General features: G+C 45.1%; 14 protein-coding genes and 1 other RNA gene. 11 read left to right on the top strand and 4 right to left on the bottom strand.

The annotated features are described in order from the left end of the window. Positions 1-18: 18 nt before the first annotated feature. The 7 genes from BHV83_RS08735 (at position 19) to BHV83_RS08705 (ending at position 11,898) form a co-directional block, all read left to right on the top strand. A complete protein-coding gene (locus BHV83_RS08735) occupies positions 19-2,346 on the top strand; it encodes a GH92 family glycosyl hydrolase (RefSeq protein ID WP_005640897.1) in 2,328 nt (775 codons plus the stop codon). Positions 2,347-2,363: 17 nt separating this feature from the next. Next, entirely contained in the window at positions 2,364-4,652 is a 2,289-nt protein-coding gene (locus BHV83_RS08730; RefSeq protein WP_122205732.1) for a GH92 family glycosyl hydrolase, read from the top strand. Positions 4,653-4,798: 146 nt separating this feature from the next. Then, entirely contained in the window at positions 4,799-7,123 is a 2,325-nt protein-coding gene (locus BHV83_RS08725) for a GH92 family glycosyl hydrolase (RefSeq protein WP_122205731.1), read from the top strand. A gap of 118 nt (positions 7,124-7,241) precedes the next feature. Then, positions 7,242-8,390, top strand: a complete 1,149-nt coding sequence (locus BHV83_RS08720) for a DUF262 domain-containing protein (RefSeq protein ID WP_022322945.1) — start codon at positions 7,242-7,244, stop codon at positions 8,388-8,390. Next, positions 8,387-9,409, top strand: coding sequence for an AAA family ATPase (locus tag BHV83_RS08715; protein ID WP_122343500.1), 1,023 nt, complete (start codon positions 8,387-8,389; stop codon positions 9,407-9,409). The genes BHV83_RS08720 and BHV83_RS08715 overlap by 4 nt, the downstream gene beginning before the upstream one ends. Position 9,410: 1 nt before the next feature. Then, complete coding sequence (locus BHV83_RS08710; RefSeq protein ID WP_005640887.1) at positions 9,411-10,130, top strand: hypothetical protein; 720 nt, start codon at positions 9,411-9,413, stop codon at positions 10,128-10,130. A gap of 121 nt (positions 10,131-10,251) precedes the next feature. Next, the gene (locus tag BHV83_RS08705; RefSeq protein WP_022322946.1) at positions 10,252-11,898 is read left to right on the top strand and encodes a diphosphate--fructose-6-phosphate 1-phosphotransferase; all 1,647 of its coding nucleotides are present in this window, start codon (positions 10,252-10,254) and stop codon (positions 11,896-11,898) included. A gap of 450 nt (positions 11,899-12,348) precedes the next feature. Here the strand turns inward: BHV83_RS08705 and BHV83_RS08700 are convergent, their stop codons facing one another. Beyond that, positions 12,349-12,687: a TM2 domain-containing protein gene (locus BHV83_RS08700; protein WP_005640883.1), complete on the bottom strand. Its 339-nt coding sequence runs from the start codon at positions 12,685-12,687 to the stop codon at positions 12,349-12,351. Positions 12,688-12,773: 86 nt separating this feature from the next. On the opposite strand from BHV83_RS08700, the gene BHV83_RS08695 reads away from it, so the two are divergent. Next, positions 12,774-13,376: a riboflavin synthase gene (locus tag BHV83_RS08695; protein WP_005640882.1), complete on the top strand. Its 603-nt coding sequence runs from the start codon at positions 12,774-12,776 to the stop codon at positions 13,374-13,376. After that, positions 13,373-13,918: a nitroreductase family protein gene (locus BHV83_RS08690; protein ID WP_022322947.1), complete on the top strand. Its 546-nt coding sequence runs from the start codon at positions 13,373-13,375 to the stop codon at positions 13,916-13,918. Before BHV83_RS08695 ends, BHV83_RS08690 begins: the two co-directional genes overlap by 4 nt. A 37-nt stretch (positions 13,919-13,955) precedes the next feature. Here the strand turns inward: BHV83_RS08690 and BHV83_RS08685 are convergent, their stop codons facing one another. The 3 genes from BHV83_RS08685 to rnpB form a co-directional block, all read right to left on the bottom strand. Beyond that, positions 13,956-15,311, bottom strand: a complete 1,356-nt coding sequence (locus tag BHV83_RS08685; RefSeq protein WP_005647729.1) for an MATE family efflux transporter — start codon at positions 15,309-15,311, stop codon at positions 13,956-13,958. A gap of 35 nt (positions 15,312-15,346) precedes the next feature. Next, positions 15,347-16,705: a YihY/virulence factor BrkB family protein gene (locus BHV83_RS08680; RefSeq protein WP_005647727.1), complete on the bottom strand. Its 1,359-nt coding sequence runs from the start codon at positions 16,703-16,705 to the stop codon at positions 15,347-15,349. Positions 16,706-16,799: 94 nt separating this feature from the next. Next, an RNA gene (gene rnpB / locus BHV83_RS08675) (RNase P RNA component class A) lies at positions 16,800-17,157 on the bottom strand. A 419-nt stretch (positions 17,158-17,576) separates the two neighbouring features. Between rnpB and BHV83_RS08670 the strand changes: the two genes are divergently transcribed. Together BHV83_RS08670 and BHV83_RS08665 are read left to right on the top strand one after the other, a co-directional pair. After that, complete coding sequence (locus BHV83_RS08670) at positions 17,577-19,148, top strand: Do family serine endopeptidase (protein ID WP_022322950.1); 1,572 nt, start codon at positions 17,577-17,579, stop codon at positions 19,146-19,148. A gap of 143 nt (positions 19,149-19,291) precedes the next feature. After that, entirely contained in the window at positions 19,292-20,152 is an 861-nt protein-coding gene (locus BHV83_RS08665; protein WP_005641668.1) for a sigma-70 family RNA polymerase sigma factor, read from the top strand. Positions 20,153-20,371: the final 219 nt, after the last annotated feature.

Below are 20,371 nucleotides of genomic sequence, written 5' to 3'. Positions count from 1 at the left end.
ATATAGAAACAAGATATCATGAAGAAGACAATTCTTTTATTTTCAGCTTTGCTGATCTTTGGGAACTTGTCCGCCCAAGATAAGGCAGCATTGGTGAATCCGATTATCGGGACAAACGGGATGGGACATACGTTTCCGGGGGCTTGCGTGCCTTTCGGACTGGTCCAGTTGAGCCCGGACACGGACACGATCCCTCATAACGTGGATGGCAAGTATCAGCCGCGTGCTTATGAATATTGTGCCGGCTATCAACATAAGGACAGCAGTATCGTCGGGTTCAGCCATACGCATTTCAGCGGAACCGGACATTCCGACCTCGGCGATATCCTGATTATGCCGGCTACCGGCGAATTGAAACTGAATCCCGGAACGGCAACCGACCCGGATGGCGGCTACCGTTCGCGTTTCTCACACGATACGGAGGTATCCCGTCCCGGCTACTATGAAGTGATGCTGGCCGACTACGGCGTGAAAGCACAACTGACGGCAACCAAGCGGGTGGGTGTGCATAAATATACGTTCCCGAAAGAAGCGAAGAACCAGCGAATCATCTTGGATATGATTCATGGTATCTACAATTACGACGGAAAAGTCCTTTGGACGAATATCCGGGTCGAAAACGATACGCTGGTCACAGGCTATCGTATCACGAACGGATGGGCGCGTACCAACTATACCTACTTTGCCATGTCTTTCTCCAAACCGGTCGTTCATTACGGATGTGAGGAAAAAGCAAAAGTTAATTACCGGGGTGGATACGGCAAATTCAATATGAAAGAAAACTTTCCGGATATAGGCGGACGCAAGATCGTTGCTTATTTCGATTTCGATCCGGCAGTTTCCGAGGAATTGGAAGTGAAAGTGGCGCTTTCGGGAGTCAGCACGGATGGCGCTTTGAAAAATCTGCGGGCTGAAGCCTCCGGCTATAGTTTCGACCGGTTGGCGGCTCGTGCCGGTGAAACCTGGAATAAGGAATTGTCCGTTATCGAAGCCAATGGCACGGACGACCAGTTGGCGATGCTGTACACCTCTTTGTATCACACCATGATCAATCCTTGTGTCTATACGGATGTGGACGGACAGTATCGCGGGCTGGATCATAATATCCACAAGGCGGACGATTTCACGAACTACACGGTCTTTTCCGTTTGGGACACCTATCGTGCCCTGCATCCGCTGTTCAACATCATCAACCGCCGGGTAAATACGGATATCGCCCGCTCCATGCTGAAGCATTGCGAGCAAAGCGTGCATAAGGCTTTGCCAATCTGGAGCCATATGGCAAATGAAAACTGGTGCATGATCGGATATCATTCCGTTTCCGTTTTGGCCGATGCCGTGGCGAAAGGTCTTCCGTTAGACAAGGAAGAGGTTTTGAAAGCGATGGTGAGCAGTTCCACGATCCCTTACCTGGACGGGACCGGCGAATACATGGAAAAAGGGTATGTCGCACTTGACCATAACGGCAGCGCCGCTTCCCTGACGTTGGAATATGCCTATGACGACTGGACCATCTACCACACGGCGCTTTTGGCCGGCAACCGTTCTGTTGCCGATACGTATAAAAAACGGGCGGCCAATTATACGAATGTTTTTGATACGAATATGGGCTATGCCCGTCCTCGTTATGCCGACGGACGCTGGAAAGAGAATTTCAACTTGCTGAACACGCATGGTGAAGGTTTTATCGAAGGAAATGCCTTGAACTATTCTTTCTATGTGCCGCAGGATGTGGACAATATGATCCGCCTGATGGGAGGCGACAAGTCCTTTGTCTCCAAGCTCGATTCCCTGTTTACGATGCACCTGCCTGCCGAGTTTTTCGCCCAGACCGAGGATGTGACGGAGGAAGGCTTGCTGGGCGGCTATGTGCATGGCAACGAACCGAGCCATCATATCCCGTTTCTGTATGCCTGGACCTCGCAACCTTGGAAAACGCAATACTGGCAGCGTGAAATCATGAATAAAATGTACCGCAATAATATCGACGGCCTGTGCGGTAACGACGATTGCGGCCAGATGTCTGCCTGGTATATCCTGTCTTCGATGGGGTTCTATCCGGTTTGTCCGGGTACGGACCAGTATGTGCTGGGAGCTCCTTACTTGCCTTATATGAAGGTTATGCTGGAAAACGGAAAGACTTTTGAGGTAAAGGCCGACAAGGTGAGCGACAAAAACCGCTATGTCAAGTCGGTCAAGTTGAATGGCAAGCCCTATACGAAAGGGTTCATTACTCAGCAGGACATTATGGATGGTGGTACGCTGACGTTCGAAATGACCTCTTCTCCTAATAAAAAACGTGTTTTTAACGGGACAGACAGACCCTATTCTTTGTCTTCAAATTAATTAAACATATTCTATCCATGAAGAAATTATTAATTTTAGCGATTACGCTTTGCAGCAGCCTCTTTACGGTGGATGCGGCTGACAAAAAGGACCTGGTGGATTACGTGAATCCGCTGGTCGGGAGCCAGTCGAAAATTTCTCTCTCGACAGGTAATACTTATCCGGCGATTGCCATGCCCTGGGGTATGAATTTCTGGATGCCACAGACCGGAAAGATGGGAGACGGCTGGGCGTACACATACGACGCGGACAAGATCCGTGGTTTCAAGCAGACTCACCAACCCAGCCCTTGGATCAACGATTACGGACAGTTTGCCATTATGCCCGTTACCGGTAAAGTGGTGTTTAACCAAGATAAACGTGCCAGCTGGTTTTCCCATAAGGCGGAAGTGGCAAAACCGAATTATTACCGGGTGTATCTGGCTGACCATGACGTTGTGACGGAAATCACGCCGACGGAACGTGCCGCCATGTTTCGCTTCACTTTCCCCGAATCGGACAACTCGTATGTGATTGTCGATGCTTTCGACCGTGGTTCTTATGTCAAGATCATACCCGAAGAAAACAAGATCATTGGCTATACGACTCGTAACAGCGGAGGGGTGCCTCAGAACTTCCGCAACTATTTCGTCGTCGTGTTTGACAAGCCTTTTACTTATAAGGCGACTGTCGGTGATGATGAGATCCGCAAAGGCGAGACTGAAGCGAAAGAGAACCATACCGGTGCCATTGTCGGTTTTTCCACCCGCAAGGGCGAGATTGTCCATGCTCGCGTAGCTTCTTCTTTTATCAGCCCTGAACAGGCTGAACTGAACCTGAAAGAATTGGGCGATCGTTCGTTTGACAAAATAGCCGAGGCTGGTCGCCAAGTGTGGAATGAAACTTTAGGACGTATCGCCGTGGAAGACGACGATGTGGACAAACTACGCACATTCTATTCCTGCCTGTACCGTTCGCTACTTTTCCCGCGCAGTTTCTACGAACTTGATGCAAACGGAAAAGTTGTACATTACAGTCCGTATAACGGAGAAGTGCTGCCGGGGTATATGTTTACCGATACCGGTTTTTGGGATACGTTCCGTTGCCTGTTCCCCTTCTTGAACCTGATGTATCCGGATATGAATACGAAGATGCAGGAGGGGCTTGCCAATACCTATAAGGAGAGCGGCTTCCTGCCGGAATGGGCAAGTCCGGGACATCGTGGCTGTATGGTCGGTAATAACTCGGCTTCTGTTGTGGCGGATGCTTACCTGAAAGGGCTTCGCGGATATGATATCGAGACGCTTTGGGAGGCTGTCGTGCATGGGGCTAACAGTGTACATCCGAAGGTGAAATCGACCGGACGTCTGGGATATGAATATTACAATAAATTGGGCTATGTGCCTTATAACGTGAAAATCAACGAAAGTGCCGCTCGTACGTTGGAATATGCTTATGATGACTGGGCTATCTATAAACTAGGTAAGGCTTTGGGCAAACCTGAATCCGAAATTGCCGTTTTCGCGAAACATGCTATGAATTATAAGAACCTATTCGATCCTGAAACCAAGTTGATGCGTGGCCGTAACGAGGACGGTTCGTTCCAGTCTCCTTTCAATCCGCTGAAATGGGGAGACGCTTTTACGGAAGGTAACAGTTGGCATTATACCTGGTCGGTCTTCCATGATCCGCAGGGACTGATCGACTTGATGGGAGGAAAGACAGGTTTCAACGCCATGATGGATTCCGTATTCAATGTCCCGCCTTTGTTCGATGACAGTTATTACGGTGGCGTGATCCATGAAATCCGCGAAATGCAGATTATGAATATGGGTAATTATGCGCATGGCAACCAGCCGATCCAGCACATGATCTACCTATACAACTATTCCGGCGAACCTTGGAAAGCGCAGTATTGGGTGCGTGAAGTGATGGACAAGCTCTATTTCGCGACTCCTGACGGCTATTGCGGTGATGAGGACAACGGGCAGACTTCGGCATGGTATGTATTCTCGGCTCTCGGCTTCTATCCGGTTTGTCCGGGTACGGACCAGTATATCTTGGGATCTCCGTTGTTCAAAAACGTGACGCTGAACCTGGAAAACGGCAAGAAGGTCGTGATCAAGGCCAACAATAATGGCGAGGCGAACCGTTACATCTCGTCTATGAAAGTGAATGGCAAGAACTATACGAAGAATTATCTGACACATGGCGACCTGATGCGTGGCATGAACATTCTTTATAATATGTCGGCCACACCGAACAAGAGTCGGGGTACGCAGGACAGTGACGTTCCTTACTCATTCTCCAATGAATTGGGAAAATAAATAAGATTGCATATAGATGGCTGGAAGCATTAATATTAACATAAGCACTTAATTATAATAGGACTTTCAGTCTAACTATAATCAAAAGGGCTATTTGGACCTTGTTTCAGATAGTCCTTTTTATTTATAACGACAATAGTTTGAATATGAAATTACGAATTTGTACTTTGATCGCTGTGTCGTGTGCCGCCTTATCCGGCACGGCACAGAATGAAAAGTTGACGGAATACGTCAATCCGCTGGTAGGAACGGATGGTTATGGCAATGTGTATCCGGGAGCTCAGATCCCGTTCGGAGGGATCCAGATCAGCCCGGATACGGATGCTAAATATTATGATGCGGCTGCCGGTTATAAATATAACCACACTTCTATCCTGGGCTTTAGCCTGACGCATCTTAGCGGGACCGGTATTCCTGACTTGGGAGATTTTCTGTTTATCCCCGGAACCGGAGAGATGAAACTGGAACCCGGAAGCCGTGAGAATCCCGATGAGGGCTATCGTTCCCGATACACGCACGACGAGGAACAGGCTACTCCGAACTATTATGCCGTCCGCTTGCAAGACTACGGCGTGAAGGCGGAGATGACGGCTGGGGTACGGAGTGGCATGTTCCGTTTTACTTATCCCGAATCGGAAAAATCATTTATCATGATTGATATGAACCATACGCTTTGGCAGTCGTGCGAATGGGCCAACCTGCGCATGGAAAACGATTCGACCATCACTGGCTATAAGTTGGTGAAAGGGTGGGGACCTGAACGCCATGTCTATTTTGCGGCTGTCTTTTCCAGAAAATTGACGGGTCTGCGCTTCATGCAGGACAAGAAGCCGGTGATCTATAATACATCCCGGTTCAGGAGCGACCGTGAGGCTTGGGGGAAGAACCTGATGGCTTGCCTTTCTTTCGCAACTGGGGAAGGGGAGGAAGTGATCGTGAAAACGGCCATCTCTTCCGTCAGTACCTCCGGGGCGAAGATGAATATGCAGGAACTGGACGGACTGACATTTGACAGCCTCAAAGAGAAAGGGGAGGAACTTTGGGAGAAAGAATTGCAAAAATACCGGATAACTACCGACCGGAAGACAAAGGAAACGTTTTATACTTCTGCCTACCATGCCGCCCTCCATCCGTTTGTTTTCCAGGATGTGGATGGCCGTTTCAGGGGGTTGGACAAGAATATCGAGCAAGCGAAAGGCTTTACCAACTATACGACTTTTTCTTTGTGGGACACCTACCGGGCTTTGCATCCCTGGTTCAATTTAGTGCATCAGGACATAAATGCCGACATCGCCAATTCGATGCTGGCCCACTTTGACAAGAGTGTGGAGAAAATGCTCCCGATCTGGTCTTTTTACGGAAACGAGACTTGGTGCATGATCGGCTATCATGCGGTCTCCGTCCTGGCGGATATGATCGTCAAAGGAGTGAAAGGTTTCGACTACGAACGGGCGTATGAGGCGATGAAAACGACTGCCTTGAACGAACATTACGACTGTTTGCCCGACTATATGCGGAATGGCTACGTCCCGTTTGACAAAGAGGCGGAGTCGGTTTCCAAAACATTGGAATATGCCTATGACGACTATTGTATCGCACAGGCTGCCAAAGCTTTGGGCAAGATGGACGATTATCAGTATTTTCTGAATCGTTCTCTTTCTTATCAGACTCTGATCGACCCGGAAACGAAGTATATGCGTGGTCGTGACAGCCAGGGTAATTGGCGTACTCCGTTTACTCCGGTAGCTTATCAAGGACCGGGATCGGTGAACGGTTGGGGAGATATTACCGAAGGTTTTACAATGCAATATACATGGACAGTTCCGCATGATGTGCAGGGATATATCAATCTGGCAGGGAAGAAACTTTTCGAGAAGCGACTAGATGATCTCTTTACGGTCGAATTGCCGGATGATATTCCGGGAGCGCATGATATCCAGGGGCGTATCGGTGGCTACTGGCATGGCAACGAACCTTGCCACCACATCGCTTATCTGTACAACTATTTAGGCAAACCCTGGAAATGCCAGAAGTGGATCAGGGAGATCGTTGCTCGTTTTTATGGAAATGAACCGGGATCGTTGAGCGGGAATGACGACTGCGGGCAGATGTCGGCCTGGTATATGTTCAACTGCGCAGGCTTTTATCCGGTAGCCCCTTCCAGCAATATCTATAACATCGGCTCCCCTTGTGTAGAGGCGCTTTCGATCCGGATGAGCAACGGAAAGGAAATAAAGATGACCACGGAAAACTGGTCGGAAGAGAATGTCTATATCAAGGAGCTATATGTCAACGGAAAGAAATATGATAAATCATATCTGACCTATGAGGATGTGCAAGCAGGAATTACCCTACATTTTGTGATGAGCGGCAAACCGAACCACAAGCGTGCCGTTTCGGCGGACGCCCGTCCCGCCTCGTTGTCGTCACCGGGCAAAACGATGTTTTACCAGATATCTGATAGCAAGTAAATGGACGATTTCTATTCGATTTTCCGATAAATCTCAATATCTTTGCATGAAACATTTATCTCTTTATTAATTTAAAGACTATTGCTCAATCGTAAATCAGGATAAATATATGGGAAATATGGATATAAAAGATGAAGCATCAATAATAAACAGTGATAAAAATGTGGTTAGCGATGTGGAACAAGCCGATCTGTCAATAAACGGAGATGATTCATATACCATATATCCGAATGCCGAAGTGAGGGTGGAAAAGGCTCAATATAGTATTATGCATTTGCATACACTTTGCCTGAAGCGGAAAGAATTAATAATTGATCCGGATTTCCAGAGGCATGATGTCTGGAAACAAAGGCAGAAGTCCGAGCTGATCGAATCGATCCTAATGGGAATTCCTATACCATTAATGTATTTATTTGAGGATAAGAATGGGAAGAAGCAAGTTGTTGACGGACGACAAAGGATAAGTGCTATTTTGGATTTTCTGGAAGGAAAGTTCAAATTGAATAATCTGAGAATATTGAAGCAGTTTAATGGATGTTGTTTTGCGGATTTGGATTTGAAGCAACAGGGAGTTATTGAAGACTTTCAATTACTTTTTTACATTATACAGCCTCCGACTCCTGAGCGGGTAAAGTATGATATCTTTGATCGGGTAAATCGGGGAGGGACTCCGTTGAATAAGCAGGAAATGAGGAATGCCTTATACCGTGGACGTTGCACACGGATGTTGGATAAACTTTGCTGTTCTCCCGAATTTTTGATTGCGACAGGGCGCTCTATTAATAAAGAAAGGATGAAAGACCAATATGTCGTTTTGCGGGCAATGGCCTTCCTGATGTTGCATCGTGGAGAGTTTAAAGATATTCCGGCTCTCCAATACCGGGGGGATATAGATGATTTTCTAGCTCGTTTTATGGTTTATGTGAATGATAATGCACCTGAAAAATTGATTGTAGATTATGAGAATCTATTTATTCGCTGTATGCAGATCAGTTATGATCTTTTAGGAGAAAATGGTTTTCGTTTTTCGGGAAATGGGATTAGAAGACCTATAAACATGCCTCTCTTTGAGGCATTAAGTTATTTGTTTTCTTTTGTCCCTGAGAAAATTGATTACACATGGGCGTCAAGACTCATACTGGATATAGAATCTGTAAAGGAAGAGTTTGATGATTCCCGTTATTTTTCCGGTAATATAGACTCGACTACAAGTGTCTCTTTCAGGTTTGATCGAATGGATAAAATAATAAACAGGATTCAGTTATGATAAAACATATACAAATAAAAGACTATAAATGTCTTCATGATGAGAACTTGGAGATAAAGCCTTTTACAATTGTAACGGGTGTTAACTCGGCAGGTAAGTCAAGTTTGATACAGTCGGTATTACTTCCTGTTCGCAGGATAGGAAAAAATGGACAAATTTTACTGGATACTATTGTGAATCTGACATTCGATACGATTAGAAATAAGTATTATAATGCAAAAAGTGTCAGGGTCGATATCGATATCGATAATGTGCATATTTCCTATCACGGAACAAATGAACTCTCTTTGGTTTTTCTTCCTTCGGAAGAGGATGCCGGCATGCCGATCGACATAGAGCAAAATTTATACTATTTGTCTGCCAATAGAATCGGGGCGGAGTTGCATTCCAAAATTTCGCCACAGTTTAAAGTGGGCGTAGTCGGTGAGTATATAGTAGGTTCATTTGAAAAAGAAAAATCTAATCCTTTAATGCCGGAATTGATTAAAGATGATTCCTCTTATACTTTATCTGCTCAGGTGAATTATTGGTTGTCTTATATTTTAGATATACCGACGGAGTTGCAGACGGAACGCCGTTTGGATGATGTGGTCGAGGTACAGTATAAAAGTGACGGGTTGGGGAATATTTCGCCTTTCCAGTTGGGAGCTGGCGTAAGTTATCTTACCAAAATGTTAATCATGTGCTTGCGGGCAAAAAAGAATGATGTTATTCTTATCGAAAATCCGGAAATCCATCTTCATCCGGCCAGCCAGGCAAAGGTTGGTGAATTCTTGGCCTTTATTGTTAGAGCCGGTATACAGGTAATCATAGAAACACATTGCGAACACCTTATATATAAGGTCGGTTATGAGATTTATAAAAAGCGTTTTTTGAAAGATGATGTGACCATTTTGTATAAAGAGGGCATCCAGAATCCGTTCATTGTACTTGGTTTTAAAGAGGATGGCAAGTTTACTCGTGACTTCCCGGAAGGTTTTTTCGATGCGACTTTAGCTGAACTACTTGAAATGGAATAATATGGGGAAATATAGTTTTGTGTTGTCTGATACTTTGTATAAGCAATATTATTTGTTTAAGGAGCATCAGGACTATGATAAAGATATACTCTTGCACTTGCTTAAGTTTCGTTGTGGCGAGTTTCTGACCAATACCAGACAATTAGATGATATCGGGATTGGCGATCGTGTGTCGAAAAGTCTTTATGACTCTTTAAAGCATGCCCGGTTAACAAAGCAGACTTTGGAAGAACTGGCAAGAAAGACTGACTATAAATTGATATTGTGTGATGACAGAACGGATTATCCGTATGTCAATATCATGTCCGATCAGATCAGTAGCCATATCACCGGTTGTTTTTATAGAAATGCCCATAGAGACAAGGCGATCAGGCACATAAGAGCACTATGCCAGGATGCGAAAAAAATATGCCTGTACGATCAATACCTGAATGCCTGCAAGGATGTCTTGAAATTGATTTTGCCGAACAAAAAAGTAGAACTTGTCTATCATTCGAAGCATTTGAATGATAGTGCTGTTGCTGATTTGCAAAAGTATAATCCTCAATGGTCTTTTTCTTTGGATGATTCACTGTTGACCCATCATGATCGATATATCGTGATTGATAATAAAATGGAAATCATCTTATCCAGCGGTTTTATGTATTTGGAATTGACGGGTAAGGAACTGACTTATGTGGTTAGGCCTGTTCAGGAAAACAGGCTGTTGGTGAATGGCTGAAGAAAAATGCGGAATAAAGGGCTATATCGTATTATCTTCTTTCGCGAATACAGAAAAATTTCTATATTTGCACCGCCTTTAATTAGGAATCAGATACTTTCTAAATAAATCAGATTAAGAAATGACAAAGAGTGCATTACAAATTGCAAGAGCAGCTTACCAGCCAAAGGTTCCCGCTGCATTGAAAGGAGCTGTAAAAGCCGTAGATGGTGAGTATACACAATCAGTTGCCGATCAGGACGAAATCAAAAAGTTATTCCCGAACACGTACGGAATGCCTGTCGTTACTTTTGAAAAGAGCAACGAAAAGAAAGAACTGCCGGCAATGAATGTCGGTGTGATCCTTTCCGGTGGTCAGGCTCCTGGTGGTCATAACGTGATTGCAGGTCTGTTCGACGGTATCAAGGCTAACAACGCAGCTTCTCGTCTGTATGGCTTTATCCTCGGACCTGGTGGTCTGATCGATCATAAATATATGGAACTGACTGCTGACATTATTGACGAGTACCGCAACACGGGTGGTTTTGATATGATTGGTTCAGGCCGTACCAAACTGGAAACAAAAGAACAGTTCGACAAGGGGCTGGAAATTCTGAAAGAACTGGACATCAAGGCACTGGTTATCATTGGTGGCGACGACTCCAACACAAATGCTTGCGTACTGGCCGAATACTACAAGGCTACGGGGGCCGGTGTTCAGGTAATCGGCTGTCCGAAGACGATCGACGGTGACCTGAAGAACGAGCAGATCGAAACTTCTTTCGGTTTCGACACGGCTTGTAAGGTTTATTCCGAAGTTATCGGTAATATCCAACGTGACTGCAACTCGGCACAGAAGTACTGGCACTTCATCAAGCTGATGGGACGTTCTGCTTCTCACATCGCTTTGGAATGCGCTTTGCAGACTCAGCCGAATATTTGTATCATCTCCGAAGAAGTTGAGGAAAAGAACATGTCTTTGGACGATATCGTGACTTACATCGCCGGAATTGTAGCAAAACGTGCTGCCGAAGGCCACAACTTCGGTACGGTGCTGATTCCCGAAGGTCTGATCGAATTCGTTCCGGCTATGAAACGCCTGATCGCTGAGCTGAACGACTTCCTTGCTAAACACGATGCCGAATTCAAGATGATTAAGAAGAGCGAACAACGTGCTTACATCATCAGTAAGTTGACAAAAGAAAATTCCGACTTGTATGCTTCCCTGCCGGAAGGTGTGGCACGTCAGTTGTCACTCGATCGCGACCCGCATGGAAACGTACAGGTTTCTCTGATCGAAACAGAAAAATTGCTGTCAGAAATGGTTGGCAAGAAGTTGGCAGAATGGAAGGCCGAAGGCAAATATGTCGGCAAGTTTGCTGCACAGCACCACTTCTTCGGTTACGAAGGCCGTTGCGCTGCTCCATCCAACTATGATGCGGACTACTGCTATTCTTTGGGTTATACGGCTTCTTGCCTGATCGCCGCCGGCAAGACAGGTTATATGTCTTCCGTACGCAACACGACAGCTCCGGCTGACAAGTGGATCGCTGGTGGTATCCCTGTAACTATGATGATGAACATGGAAAAACGCCACGGCGAAATGAAACCTGTTATCCAGAAAGCTTTGGTTAAGCTCGACGGTGCTCCTTTCAAGAAATTTGCTGCTAACCGCGATGAATGGGCTATGACGACAAGCTATGTTTATCCTGGTCCTATCCAGTATTTTGGTCCGACTGAAGTTTGCGACGAACCGACTAAGACATTGCAGTTGGAACAAGCTCAATAATATATCTGACGATATATAATCAATCAATAATGATAGAGGTAAGGCACTTAGCTTTACCTCTATTTTATTGTCATACTATCATGCTTTGCTGTTGAAACTATGAATGTCAAGCCCTACATAAAATGATAGTTGGCATGACAGTTGTTTTTCTATGATTGTACTATCATGGGTGTGATCGCTTTTTTACGCGTACTATATGGTTTATTATCAGATATGTAGTTGCTTTTGTCTGTCGAGATCCGGATCTCAGTTATCTGCAGACCAGGGTTTCGATAGCTTTCAGATGGGGGTGTAAAAGGCGCTCTGACGGGCGTTTTGAGAAAAACATCAGGCATCTTTTGTCTAAAAAGTAACGTGTTTCGACAGAAAAGGCTTATTCTTTTCTGAAAACGTTCCACTTTTAATGCTTTTAGCGTACTTCTATGTCTGGTAAAACAGCTAAAATGATAGTTAGGGGTGATTTATGATCTCTTCTAATCTTTCCATATTCTTCCTCTTTGTCGCTCTCACGATCAGGAACCAGTCGATGATGTACCAGATTCCCAGACCACCGCCTGTGAGCAGTTTAATGATACCTTTACCCCAGTCCCCGATCAGGAAACGATCCAAACCGAAGTATCCTAAGAAACAAGAAACGGACAACATACAGATCGGGCTTTTGAAATGGTTTTTTGCTAAAATCGCCTCTTTTTCAGGAGGAAGGTCGAGCAGTCGATGGATAGGAATTTCATAATCAGGAAATTTGCTTTCATTGGCAAGAAGAAATTTGTCTACTTTATCTGCTTCCATATAATATTAAGTATTATTGTTATATGTGGCAAATATAAGGTTTTTCCGTATCTTTGGACTTCGATAATCATTAAAACAACAATCTTATGTTTTCAGGAATTGTAGAAGAAACAGCTCAGGTCGTGGCGATTGAGCATGATAAGGACAACATTCATATCACTATGAAGTGTTCTTTTGTCGATGAATTGAAAATAGATCAGAGTGTGGCCCACAATGGCGTTTGCCTGACTGTGGTTCGCAAAGATAGGGATACATTCACAACTACAGCCATGCGAGAAACTCTGGAACGTTCCAACTTGGGGCTGCTGAAACCAGGTTCGCTCGTGAATTTGGAACGCAGTATGATGATGAACGGACGTCTGGACGGACATATTGTGCAGGGGCATGTCGACCAGACTGCCGTTTGTACAAGTGTGGAAGATGCAAATGGAAGCTGGTATTATACGTTCGAATATCCGTTCGACCAAGAGATGGCGCAGCAGGGATATATAACTGTCGAGAAAGGTTCCGTCTGTGTCAATGGTGTGAGCCTGACTGTCTGTAATTCGAAGCAGAATAGTTTTCAGGTAGCGATCATTCCGTATACGCATGACAACACCAACTTCTGCCAGATCGAAAAAGGTACGGTCGTCAATCTTGAGTTCGACATTGTCGGTAAGTATATCAGTAAGATGATGCAGTTCAAATGAAAGATTTCCTCTCTTTAGCAAGCCGGCGCCAAAGTGACCGGGCTTTTGATCCGCAGCGTCCGGTGGAAAAGGAAAAATTACAGCGTATTCTGGAGGCAGCGTGTATCGCGCCGTCTGCTTGTAATTCCCAACCTTGGCATTTTATTGTGGTGGATGATCCCGAACTGAAGAATCGGGTGGCAGACGCAACTTCGAACCGTGTTTTGGGAATGAACCATTTCACCAAACAGGCGCCCGTACATATCTTGGTCGTGGAGGAGAGGCCGAATCTGACAGCAGGTATCGGCTCGTGGATCAAGGACAAGAATTTCTCCCATCTGGATATCGGCATAACGGCCGCTCACCTTGTGCTGGCTGCCGAAGATGAAGGGTTGGGGAGTTGTATTGTCGGCTGGTTTGATGAAACGAAAGTTCGTAAACTATTGGATATCCCTTCCGGCAAACGTGTTTTGCTGGACATCGTTATCGGCTATTCTACCCAACCGGACAGACCTAAGAAACGCAAAGATCTGAAAGAAGTGATTAGCTATAATCGGTACTGAGATTTATGGATTATGATTTATGCAGTGTAACAGGAAATCATAATTCATAAATCCTCCTTCTTCTCTTCCAGAACCCCATCTTATAATAAACGAAGGTCACGATTAGTCCGATTGTGATGCTGATACCGATCGCCCACCAGATTCCGTTGCGTCCCAACCATGAACTGAGATAATAGGCGAGGGGAATACGGATCAGCCAGAGGCAGACCAGGCTGGTTATCATTGGGAACAAGGTATCTCCAGCTCCCCTGAGTGCTCCGTTGTACACGTTCAGTGCCCCATGTACAATGAAGAAACCACCGATAATTAGCAGATATTCTTTTCCAATCGCCACGACATCTATGTCTTTCGTGAAAATTCTCATCATCTCGTTGCCGAATAGATAGACGGCGGCAAAAGTTAATAGTCCCAGGGCTATATTCGTGTACATCGTAAACTGTACTCCCTTTTTCACCCGGTCCAGTCTCCCGGCTCCGATATTTTGTCCGCAGAAAGCTGCTAACGCTCCTGATAGGGTGAGGATAGCCTGAGTGATGATCGTGTCTATCTTTCCGGCGGCACCGTAAGCTGTCAGTGTATTGGTTCCGAAACTATTCACGATTCCCAGCAATGCGATCAGTCCGAGGGCGATCGCACATTGCTGTACGCTTGTCGGCAGTCCGATTTTTAAGCTCTCTTTGAACAGTTTCCAGTCGAACAGCATATCTTGCTTTTTGATGGATAGCAAGGGGTGCGTATTGTTTACATACGCCAGGGCTATACACATACCGATTCCCTGCGAAACGACAGTCGCACGAGCAGCTCCCTCTATACCCCATTTGAATACGAGTATGAAGAGCAAGTCGAACGCAATGTTCAGGACTGTCGTAATCAGAATGAACAGCATTGGGCGAACAGACTCGCCCACGCCTCGCAAAATCGAAATGATGCTATTGAAGGTTACGAACAGGAATGTTCCTCCTATGTAAATGCGAAAATAGGCTACCGCTTGCGGAATAACCTCTTCCGGCGTATTGGTCAGGCGGAAAACCGGCTCGGCGAAAATAATCCCTGCAATGGATAGTATTATTCCTCCGACTAACATGAATATGAAGAAGGAGGAAAACGCAAGTTGTACCTTTTGATACTGTTTGGCTCCGAAAAGTTGTGAAATGACTACCGTAGTACCGCTTCCTACACCGATCACGAGCGAAATGATGAAGTAATAGATGAAAAAGGAAGCCGATACCGCTGCCAGTGCCTCCTTTCCCAGAAACTGTCCGACAATAATGCTGTCCGTTATGTTATAGAACTGTTGCAGCAGATTTCCGACCAGCAACGGCACTGCAAAGCGAACGATCACTTTCCATACTTTCCCTTCTGTCAGATCTGTATTCCCTTTTCTTTTATCCATCCCTTAATAATTGTCAATAATCCATTGTCAATTGTTCAAAGGTCTTTCAACAAAATGTTGTCATTCGCCTTAATCATGTCCTCGCGGGTTTTCAGCAAGGCTTTCCATTCCTTGCTGAACAATTTGGACGTGTCGATCTTGAAGTTCTCCGAGCCGTATTCGTCCATGCGTGTCAGTAGATAACTGACAGTGATCTTGTTTACGTCGATGGCCGGCTGGTAGTGAACGACGCGTTCGTCATCTCCGTAATTGACTTCGATAATGATGTGCAGTTCGGTCAGTTGATAGAGTATCTGTGTCGTGATACGGATCGGTATGCGGTAAGCGTCTGATAATTCATCTGCCGTATAAGGCTTTTCTCCTTTTACGAACCGTTTTACGATCAGGGACGCTATCAGCAGCGTGAGGAAATCCTTATATCGCCGGCTGATGTTCTTGCTGTCACGCTCGAAACTGAATTTCTTCACGTTTTGGGAAGCATACGAGATTTCCGCCCCGAACAGGCAGATCAGCCATGACAATTGTAACCACAGCAACAACAGGGGCAAGGCGGCAAAACTACCGTAGATCGCGTTGTATTTGCTCACCCAGATCTGCCCGCTGATGTAGATAAACTGGAAGAATTGGAATGCGATGCCTGACAGGATTCCAGCCACGAGGCCGTTTACAAACCGTACTTTCGTATTGGGTAATGAAATATAAAGTCCTGTGAATGCCAGGATCGTAATGAGGTAGGGAGTTATGTTCAGTATCAGTTCGACCAGTGGAGTAAAGAAAAAGTACTGGCTGATAAATGAGTTCTGCAAAGTGGACAGGAAGATGGATAAACCGCTGGAAGCCGTCATCAGTACCGGTAAAATCAGGAACAAGGCCAGATAATCGGATAACTTCCGATACCACGGACGTGATTTCTGTATCTGCCAGATGTCGTTGAACGTGTCTTCTATGGATGAGATCAGGTTGACAACTGTATAAAATAGCAGGATCAGGCCGACCCCGATGATTACGCCGCCTTGTGCTTGCTCCAGATAACTTTCCACGAATTCGAAAGCCTTGGTCAATTCCACTTCATGTCCGGGGAAATAGTCGAACAATTCCTGGCGTACGGTGTTTTGGAAGCCGAACCCTTTGGCTATCCCCAACAGAACCGCTAGGAGAGGCACGATGGATAGCAAGGTGCTGTAGGTGAGGGCGGAGGCTTTCGTTTGAAGATTCTCGCTCTGAAACCCCCTGACTGCAAGAATTATTGTCTTGATGATGTTGATATAAAGCTCTTTCAGTCCGCTTACTTCATTTTCGGTGATCCGCCAAATGTCGTAAGTGACGAAACGGATCATTCTTGTCAGTAGGGCGTTGATCCGTTCTCCGAGCGTCTTTTTACCGGTTGTTTTCATATATATGATGTGCCAATAAATTAAATGTGCCAATATACCGATAGAAAACCATTTAATTGGCATATTGTTGAATTGGTATACTGGCACATTATAAAAAAGCAGCCTGCCTATAAGCCGGGTTCTGTACTCCCGTTTGCACGGGAGCGTCTGTCATTTATCTCGTCTTACTGTCACCAGTAAGCTTTAGCGGTCTACCCCCCGGCATCGGACGAGCAATCCTACATGCGCCGGTATACATGACCTTACAACCCATAAGGCGTACGGCATCCTATATTGCTATAAGACCCGGTGAGCTCTTACCTCACCTTTTCACCCTTACCGGACAGGCCGGCGGTCGTTTTCTGTTACGCTACTCTACCCTTACGGACAGCTTCCCGTTAAGAAGTATGGTGCTCTTTGTTGCCCGGACGTTCCTCCCGTCCTGAAGGACGAGCGACAGACCGGCAGACTGCAATGCGACAAAGGTAATTCTTTTAATCGACAATTGAAAATTGAAAATAGGGATAACCACATCAAAATGGTTCGATATGGTTCTCTTTTACTTTTCTTCCAGTCTAATTTGTTTTCGATAATGCTATGTATATGTTCGACATTGTTGAAAATAAATTACATAGATATCTGATGGCAGGTTCATGGGAAACATTCTGCCTTTCCTGCTGTTATATTATTGAATGTATGACCATTTGGCAGACAGTTGATTGTTAAAAAGGTACTTTGCATTACACAGTACTGTTAATCGCAGTTAAGCCCTTGCAGAGTGCCGTTAAAAGTGATAAAAAAATAGTTGCAAATGGAATAATCGCACGATTTTTGACTTTTCTTTGTCGAAAGAAAAATGTTAAATTTAAATGTTTGATAAAATAATGAGAGTATGAAAAAGATGTGGAAAAATGTGCTTGGTATAGTTCTCGTGGCTGCAATCAGTGCGGGGGCGGCTGTTGGGACGAGTGCTTACCTGATTAATAAGAATCAACCGGTATTTGGCACTTCCGGCTCAGCAAATACCTTCAACCAGCCGATCCGGTTAGCCGGTTATAACACGGTTGCTGCAGAGAATACGGATTTTACTACGGCTGCAGAAAGTACGGTTCATGGCGTTGTGCATATTAAGGCCACGACAAATGCCAAACAATATGCCGACGGAGGCAATCAGCCGCAGTATGTCGATCCATTCGAGTATTTCTTCGGATTCGGAGGACGTGGAGGGTTCCAACGCCCGCAACCGCAACCACGGGTCGGGGCCGGTTCCGGGGTGATCATTTCGACCGATGGATATATTATAACGAACAATCATGTGATCGATGGAGCGGATGAGCTGGAAGTGACATTGAATGACAATCGTAAGTTTGCAGCCAAATTGGTTGGAACCGATCCGACGACAGATATCGCTTTGCTTAAGATCGATGCGAAAGATCTTCCAACCATTCCGTTCGGTGATTCTGAAAAACTGAAAGTTGGGGAATGGGTGTTGGCTGTCGGTAACCCGTTTAATTTGACTTCTACGGTTACGGCTGGCATTGTGAGCGCAAAAGGGCGTGGTATCTCGATGGGAGGTGGAGACAAGAGCAAGATCGAGTCCTTTATCCAGACCGATGCAGCCGTGAACCCCGGTAATAGTGGGGGAGCGCTGGTGAATACGAAAGGTGAGTTGGTCGGTATTAATACTGCTATTTATTCCGAAACAGGAAACTTTGCAGGTTATTCGTTTGCAGTGCCTATCAGTATTGCAGGGAAAGTGGCAAACGACTTGAAGCAGTATGGTACGGTGCAGCGTGCAATCCTGGGTGTCCAAATTATGAGTGTGGGTGACATCGCCGACATGCTGGGCTATCCGAACTTGCCGGCTAAACAGAAAGAAGAGCTGAGCACCTTGAAATCCAAGATAAAAGTTTCCGAAGGTGCGTGTGTGGCTGATTTCGCAGATCGCAGTACTGCCAAGGAAGCCGGAATTGAAAAAGGTGACGTGATTGTTGCTGTAAATGGTGCAAAAGTGAAATCTGCGAATGCTTTGCAGGAACAGATTAGTAAATATCGTCCGGGTGACAAGGTACAGGTTACTGTAGACCGTAATGGTAGCACCAAGACATTTAATGTGGAACTTCGTAACGCACAGGGTAGTACGGCTGTAGTGAAAGGAGCCGCCGACAGTGCTGAAGTTTTAGGAGCCGCTTTTAGCGCGTTGACAAACGAACAGAAACGTGAATTAGGTGTAAGTTATGGTATTGAAGTGACTGGTTTGTTGAATGGTAAACTGAAAGATGCCGGTATCAAAAAAGGCTTCATTATCATGGTCGTAAACGATCAGAAGATTTCATCTCCTGAACAACTTGAGAAAATAGTTGACAAGGTTTTGAAAGGAAATGAGGACGATCGTTATATCGTAGTAAAAGGTTTCTACCCGAATGGACGTACGAAAGTATATGCTATAGACCTGGCTGAATAATAAAATAACGTTATATTTGTCTTATTTGGCGGGAAGATTGTTAAAGGTTTATAATTGGCTGGGTGTAGGGTGCATCCAGCCAATTCTGTCAATAAAAATAATATTATCTTTGCACCCTGATATTCTCAATATAAAAACATTGGATGAGACAGTTAAAGATCACAAAGTCCATTACCAATCGCGAAAGCGCTTCTCTAGACAAGTATCTTCAGGAAATAGGCCGTGAAGATCTGATCACAGTAGAAGAAGAAGTAGAATTGGCACAGGCTATCAAAAGAGGCGACCGGAGAGCATTGGAAAAATTGACCAGAGCGAATCTGCGTTTTGTTGTATCTGTAGCTAAGCAATATCAAAATCAGGGGTTAAGTTTACCGGACCTTATAAATGAAGGTAACCTGGGGTTGATTAAGGCGGCTGAAAAATTTGACGAGACCAGAGGTTTTAAGTTTATTTCCTATGCTGTGTGGTGGATTCGTCAGTCTATTTTGCAAGCTTTGGCAGAACAGTCAAGAATTGTACGTCTTCCGTTGAATCAAGTGGGGTCGTTGAATAAAATCAGCAAAGCCTTCTCTAAATTCGAACAGGAAAACGAACGCAGACCTTCTCCTGAAGAACTTGCAGACGAACTGGATATTCCGGTGGATAAGATTTCTGATACGTTAAAAGTGTCAGGAAGACATATCTCGGTAGATGCTCCGTTTGTGGAAGGCGAAGACAACAGTCTTTTGGATGTGCTTGTTAACGATGATGCTCCTATCGCAGACCGGTCGTTAATGAACGAGTCATTGGCAAAAGAAATTGATCGAGCCCTTGCTACATTAACCGAAAGAGAATGTGAGATAATCAAAATGTTTTTCGGTATAGGCTGTCAGGAAATGACATTGGAAGAGATTGGCGACAAATTTGGCCTCACAAGAGAGCGTGTCCGCCAGATCAAGGAAAAAGCAATTAGAAGACTAAGACAAGGTACGCGTAGCAAGCTCCTCAAATCGTATTTAGGTTAACCTCCTCCGGAGGAAGACAAAAGGATTTAAAAAGCCCTTTATCCGTCAGGATAGGGGCTTTCCTTGTTTTTTTAGGTTTAGGCTTATGGTTGTCATGTACATTATAAAGATCTATAAAATCATTCCGTATATCCATAAACTGTTGTAAAGTGAGAGATAAAAAAAGTTGCAGTTGTAACGTTCAGAGGTTCAGGAGTTAGCGTAAAGAGATAGCAACCG

The organism is Parabacteroides sp. merdae-related_45_40, from assembly GCF_001915675.1.
Note: the sequence above shows the minus strand (reverse complement) of the source record. Positions and strands in the feature narration are given on the sequence as shown.

Bases quoted from the DNA above. Each gene is read 5' to 3' on its own strand.
- BHV83_RS08735 (WP_005640897.1), top strand. From the start codon at position 19: ATGAAGAAGACAATTCTTTTATTTTCAGCTTTGCTGATCTTTGGGAAC.
- BHV83_RS08730 (WP_122205732.1), top strand. From the start codon at position 2,364: ATGAAGAAATTATTAATTTTAGCGATTACGCTTTGCAGCAGCCTCTTT.
- BHV83_RS08725 (WP_122205731.1), top strand. From the start codon at position 4,799: ATGAAATTACGAATTTGTACTTTGATCGCTGTGTCGTGTGCCGCCTTA.
- BHV83_RS08720 (WP_022322945.1), top strand. From the start codon at position 7,242: ATGGATATAAAAGATGAAGCATCAATAATAAACAGTGATAAAAATGTG.
- BHV83_RS08715 (WP_122343500.1), top strand. From the start codon at position 8,387: ATGATAAAACATATACAAATAAAAGACTATAAATGTCTTCATGATGAG.
- BHV83_RS08710 (WP_005640887.1), top strand. From the start codon at position 9,411: ATGGGGAAATATAGTTTTGTGTTGTCTGATACTTTGTATAAGCAATAT.
- BHV83_RS08705 (WP_022322946.1), top strand. From the start codon at position 10,252: ATGACAAAGAGTGCATTACAAATTGCAAGAGCAGCTTACCAGCCAAAG.
- BHV83_RS08700 (WP_005640883.1), bottom strand. From the start codon at position 12,687: ATGGAAGCAGATAAAGTAGACAAATTTCTTCTTGCCAATGAAAGCAAA.
- BHV83_RS08695 (WP_005640882.1), top strand. From the start codon at position 12,774: ATGTTTTCAGGAATTGTAGAAGAAACAGCTCAGGTCGTGGCGATTGAG.
- BHV83_RS08690 (WP_022322947.1), top strand. From the start codon at position 13,373: ATGAAAGATTTCCTCTCTTTAGCAAGCCGGCGCCAAAGTGACCGGGCT.
- BHV83_RS08685 (WP_005647729.1), bottom strand. From the start codon at position 15,311: ATGGATAAAAGAAAAGGGAATACAGATCTGACAGAAGGGAAAGTATGG.
- BHV83_RS08680 (WP_005647727.1), bottom strand. From the start codon at position 16,705: ATGAAAACAACCGGTAAAAAGACGCTCGGAGAACGGATCAACGCCCTA.
- BHV83_RS08670 (WP_022322950.1), top strand. From the start codon at position 17,577: ATGAAAAAGATGTGGAAAAATGTGCTTGGTATAGTTCTCGTGGCTGCA.
- BHV83_RS08665 (WP_005641668.1), top strand. From the start codon at position 19,292: ATGAGACAGTTAAAGATCACAAAGTCCATTACCAATCGCGAAAGCGCT.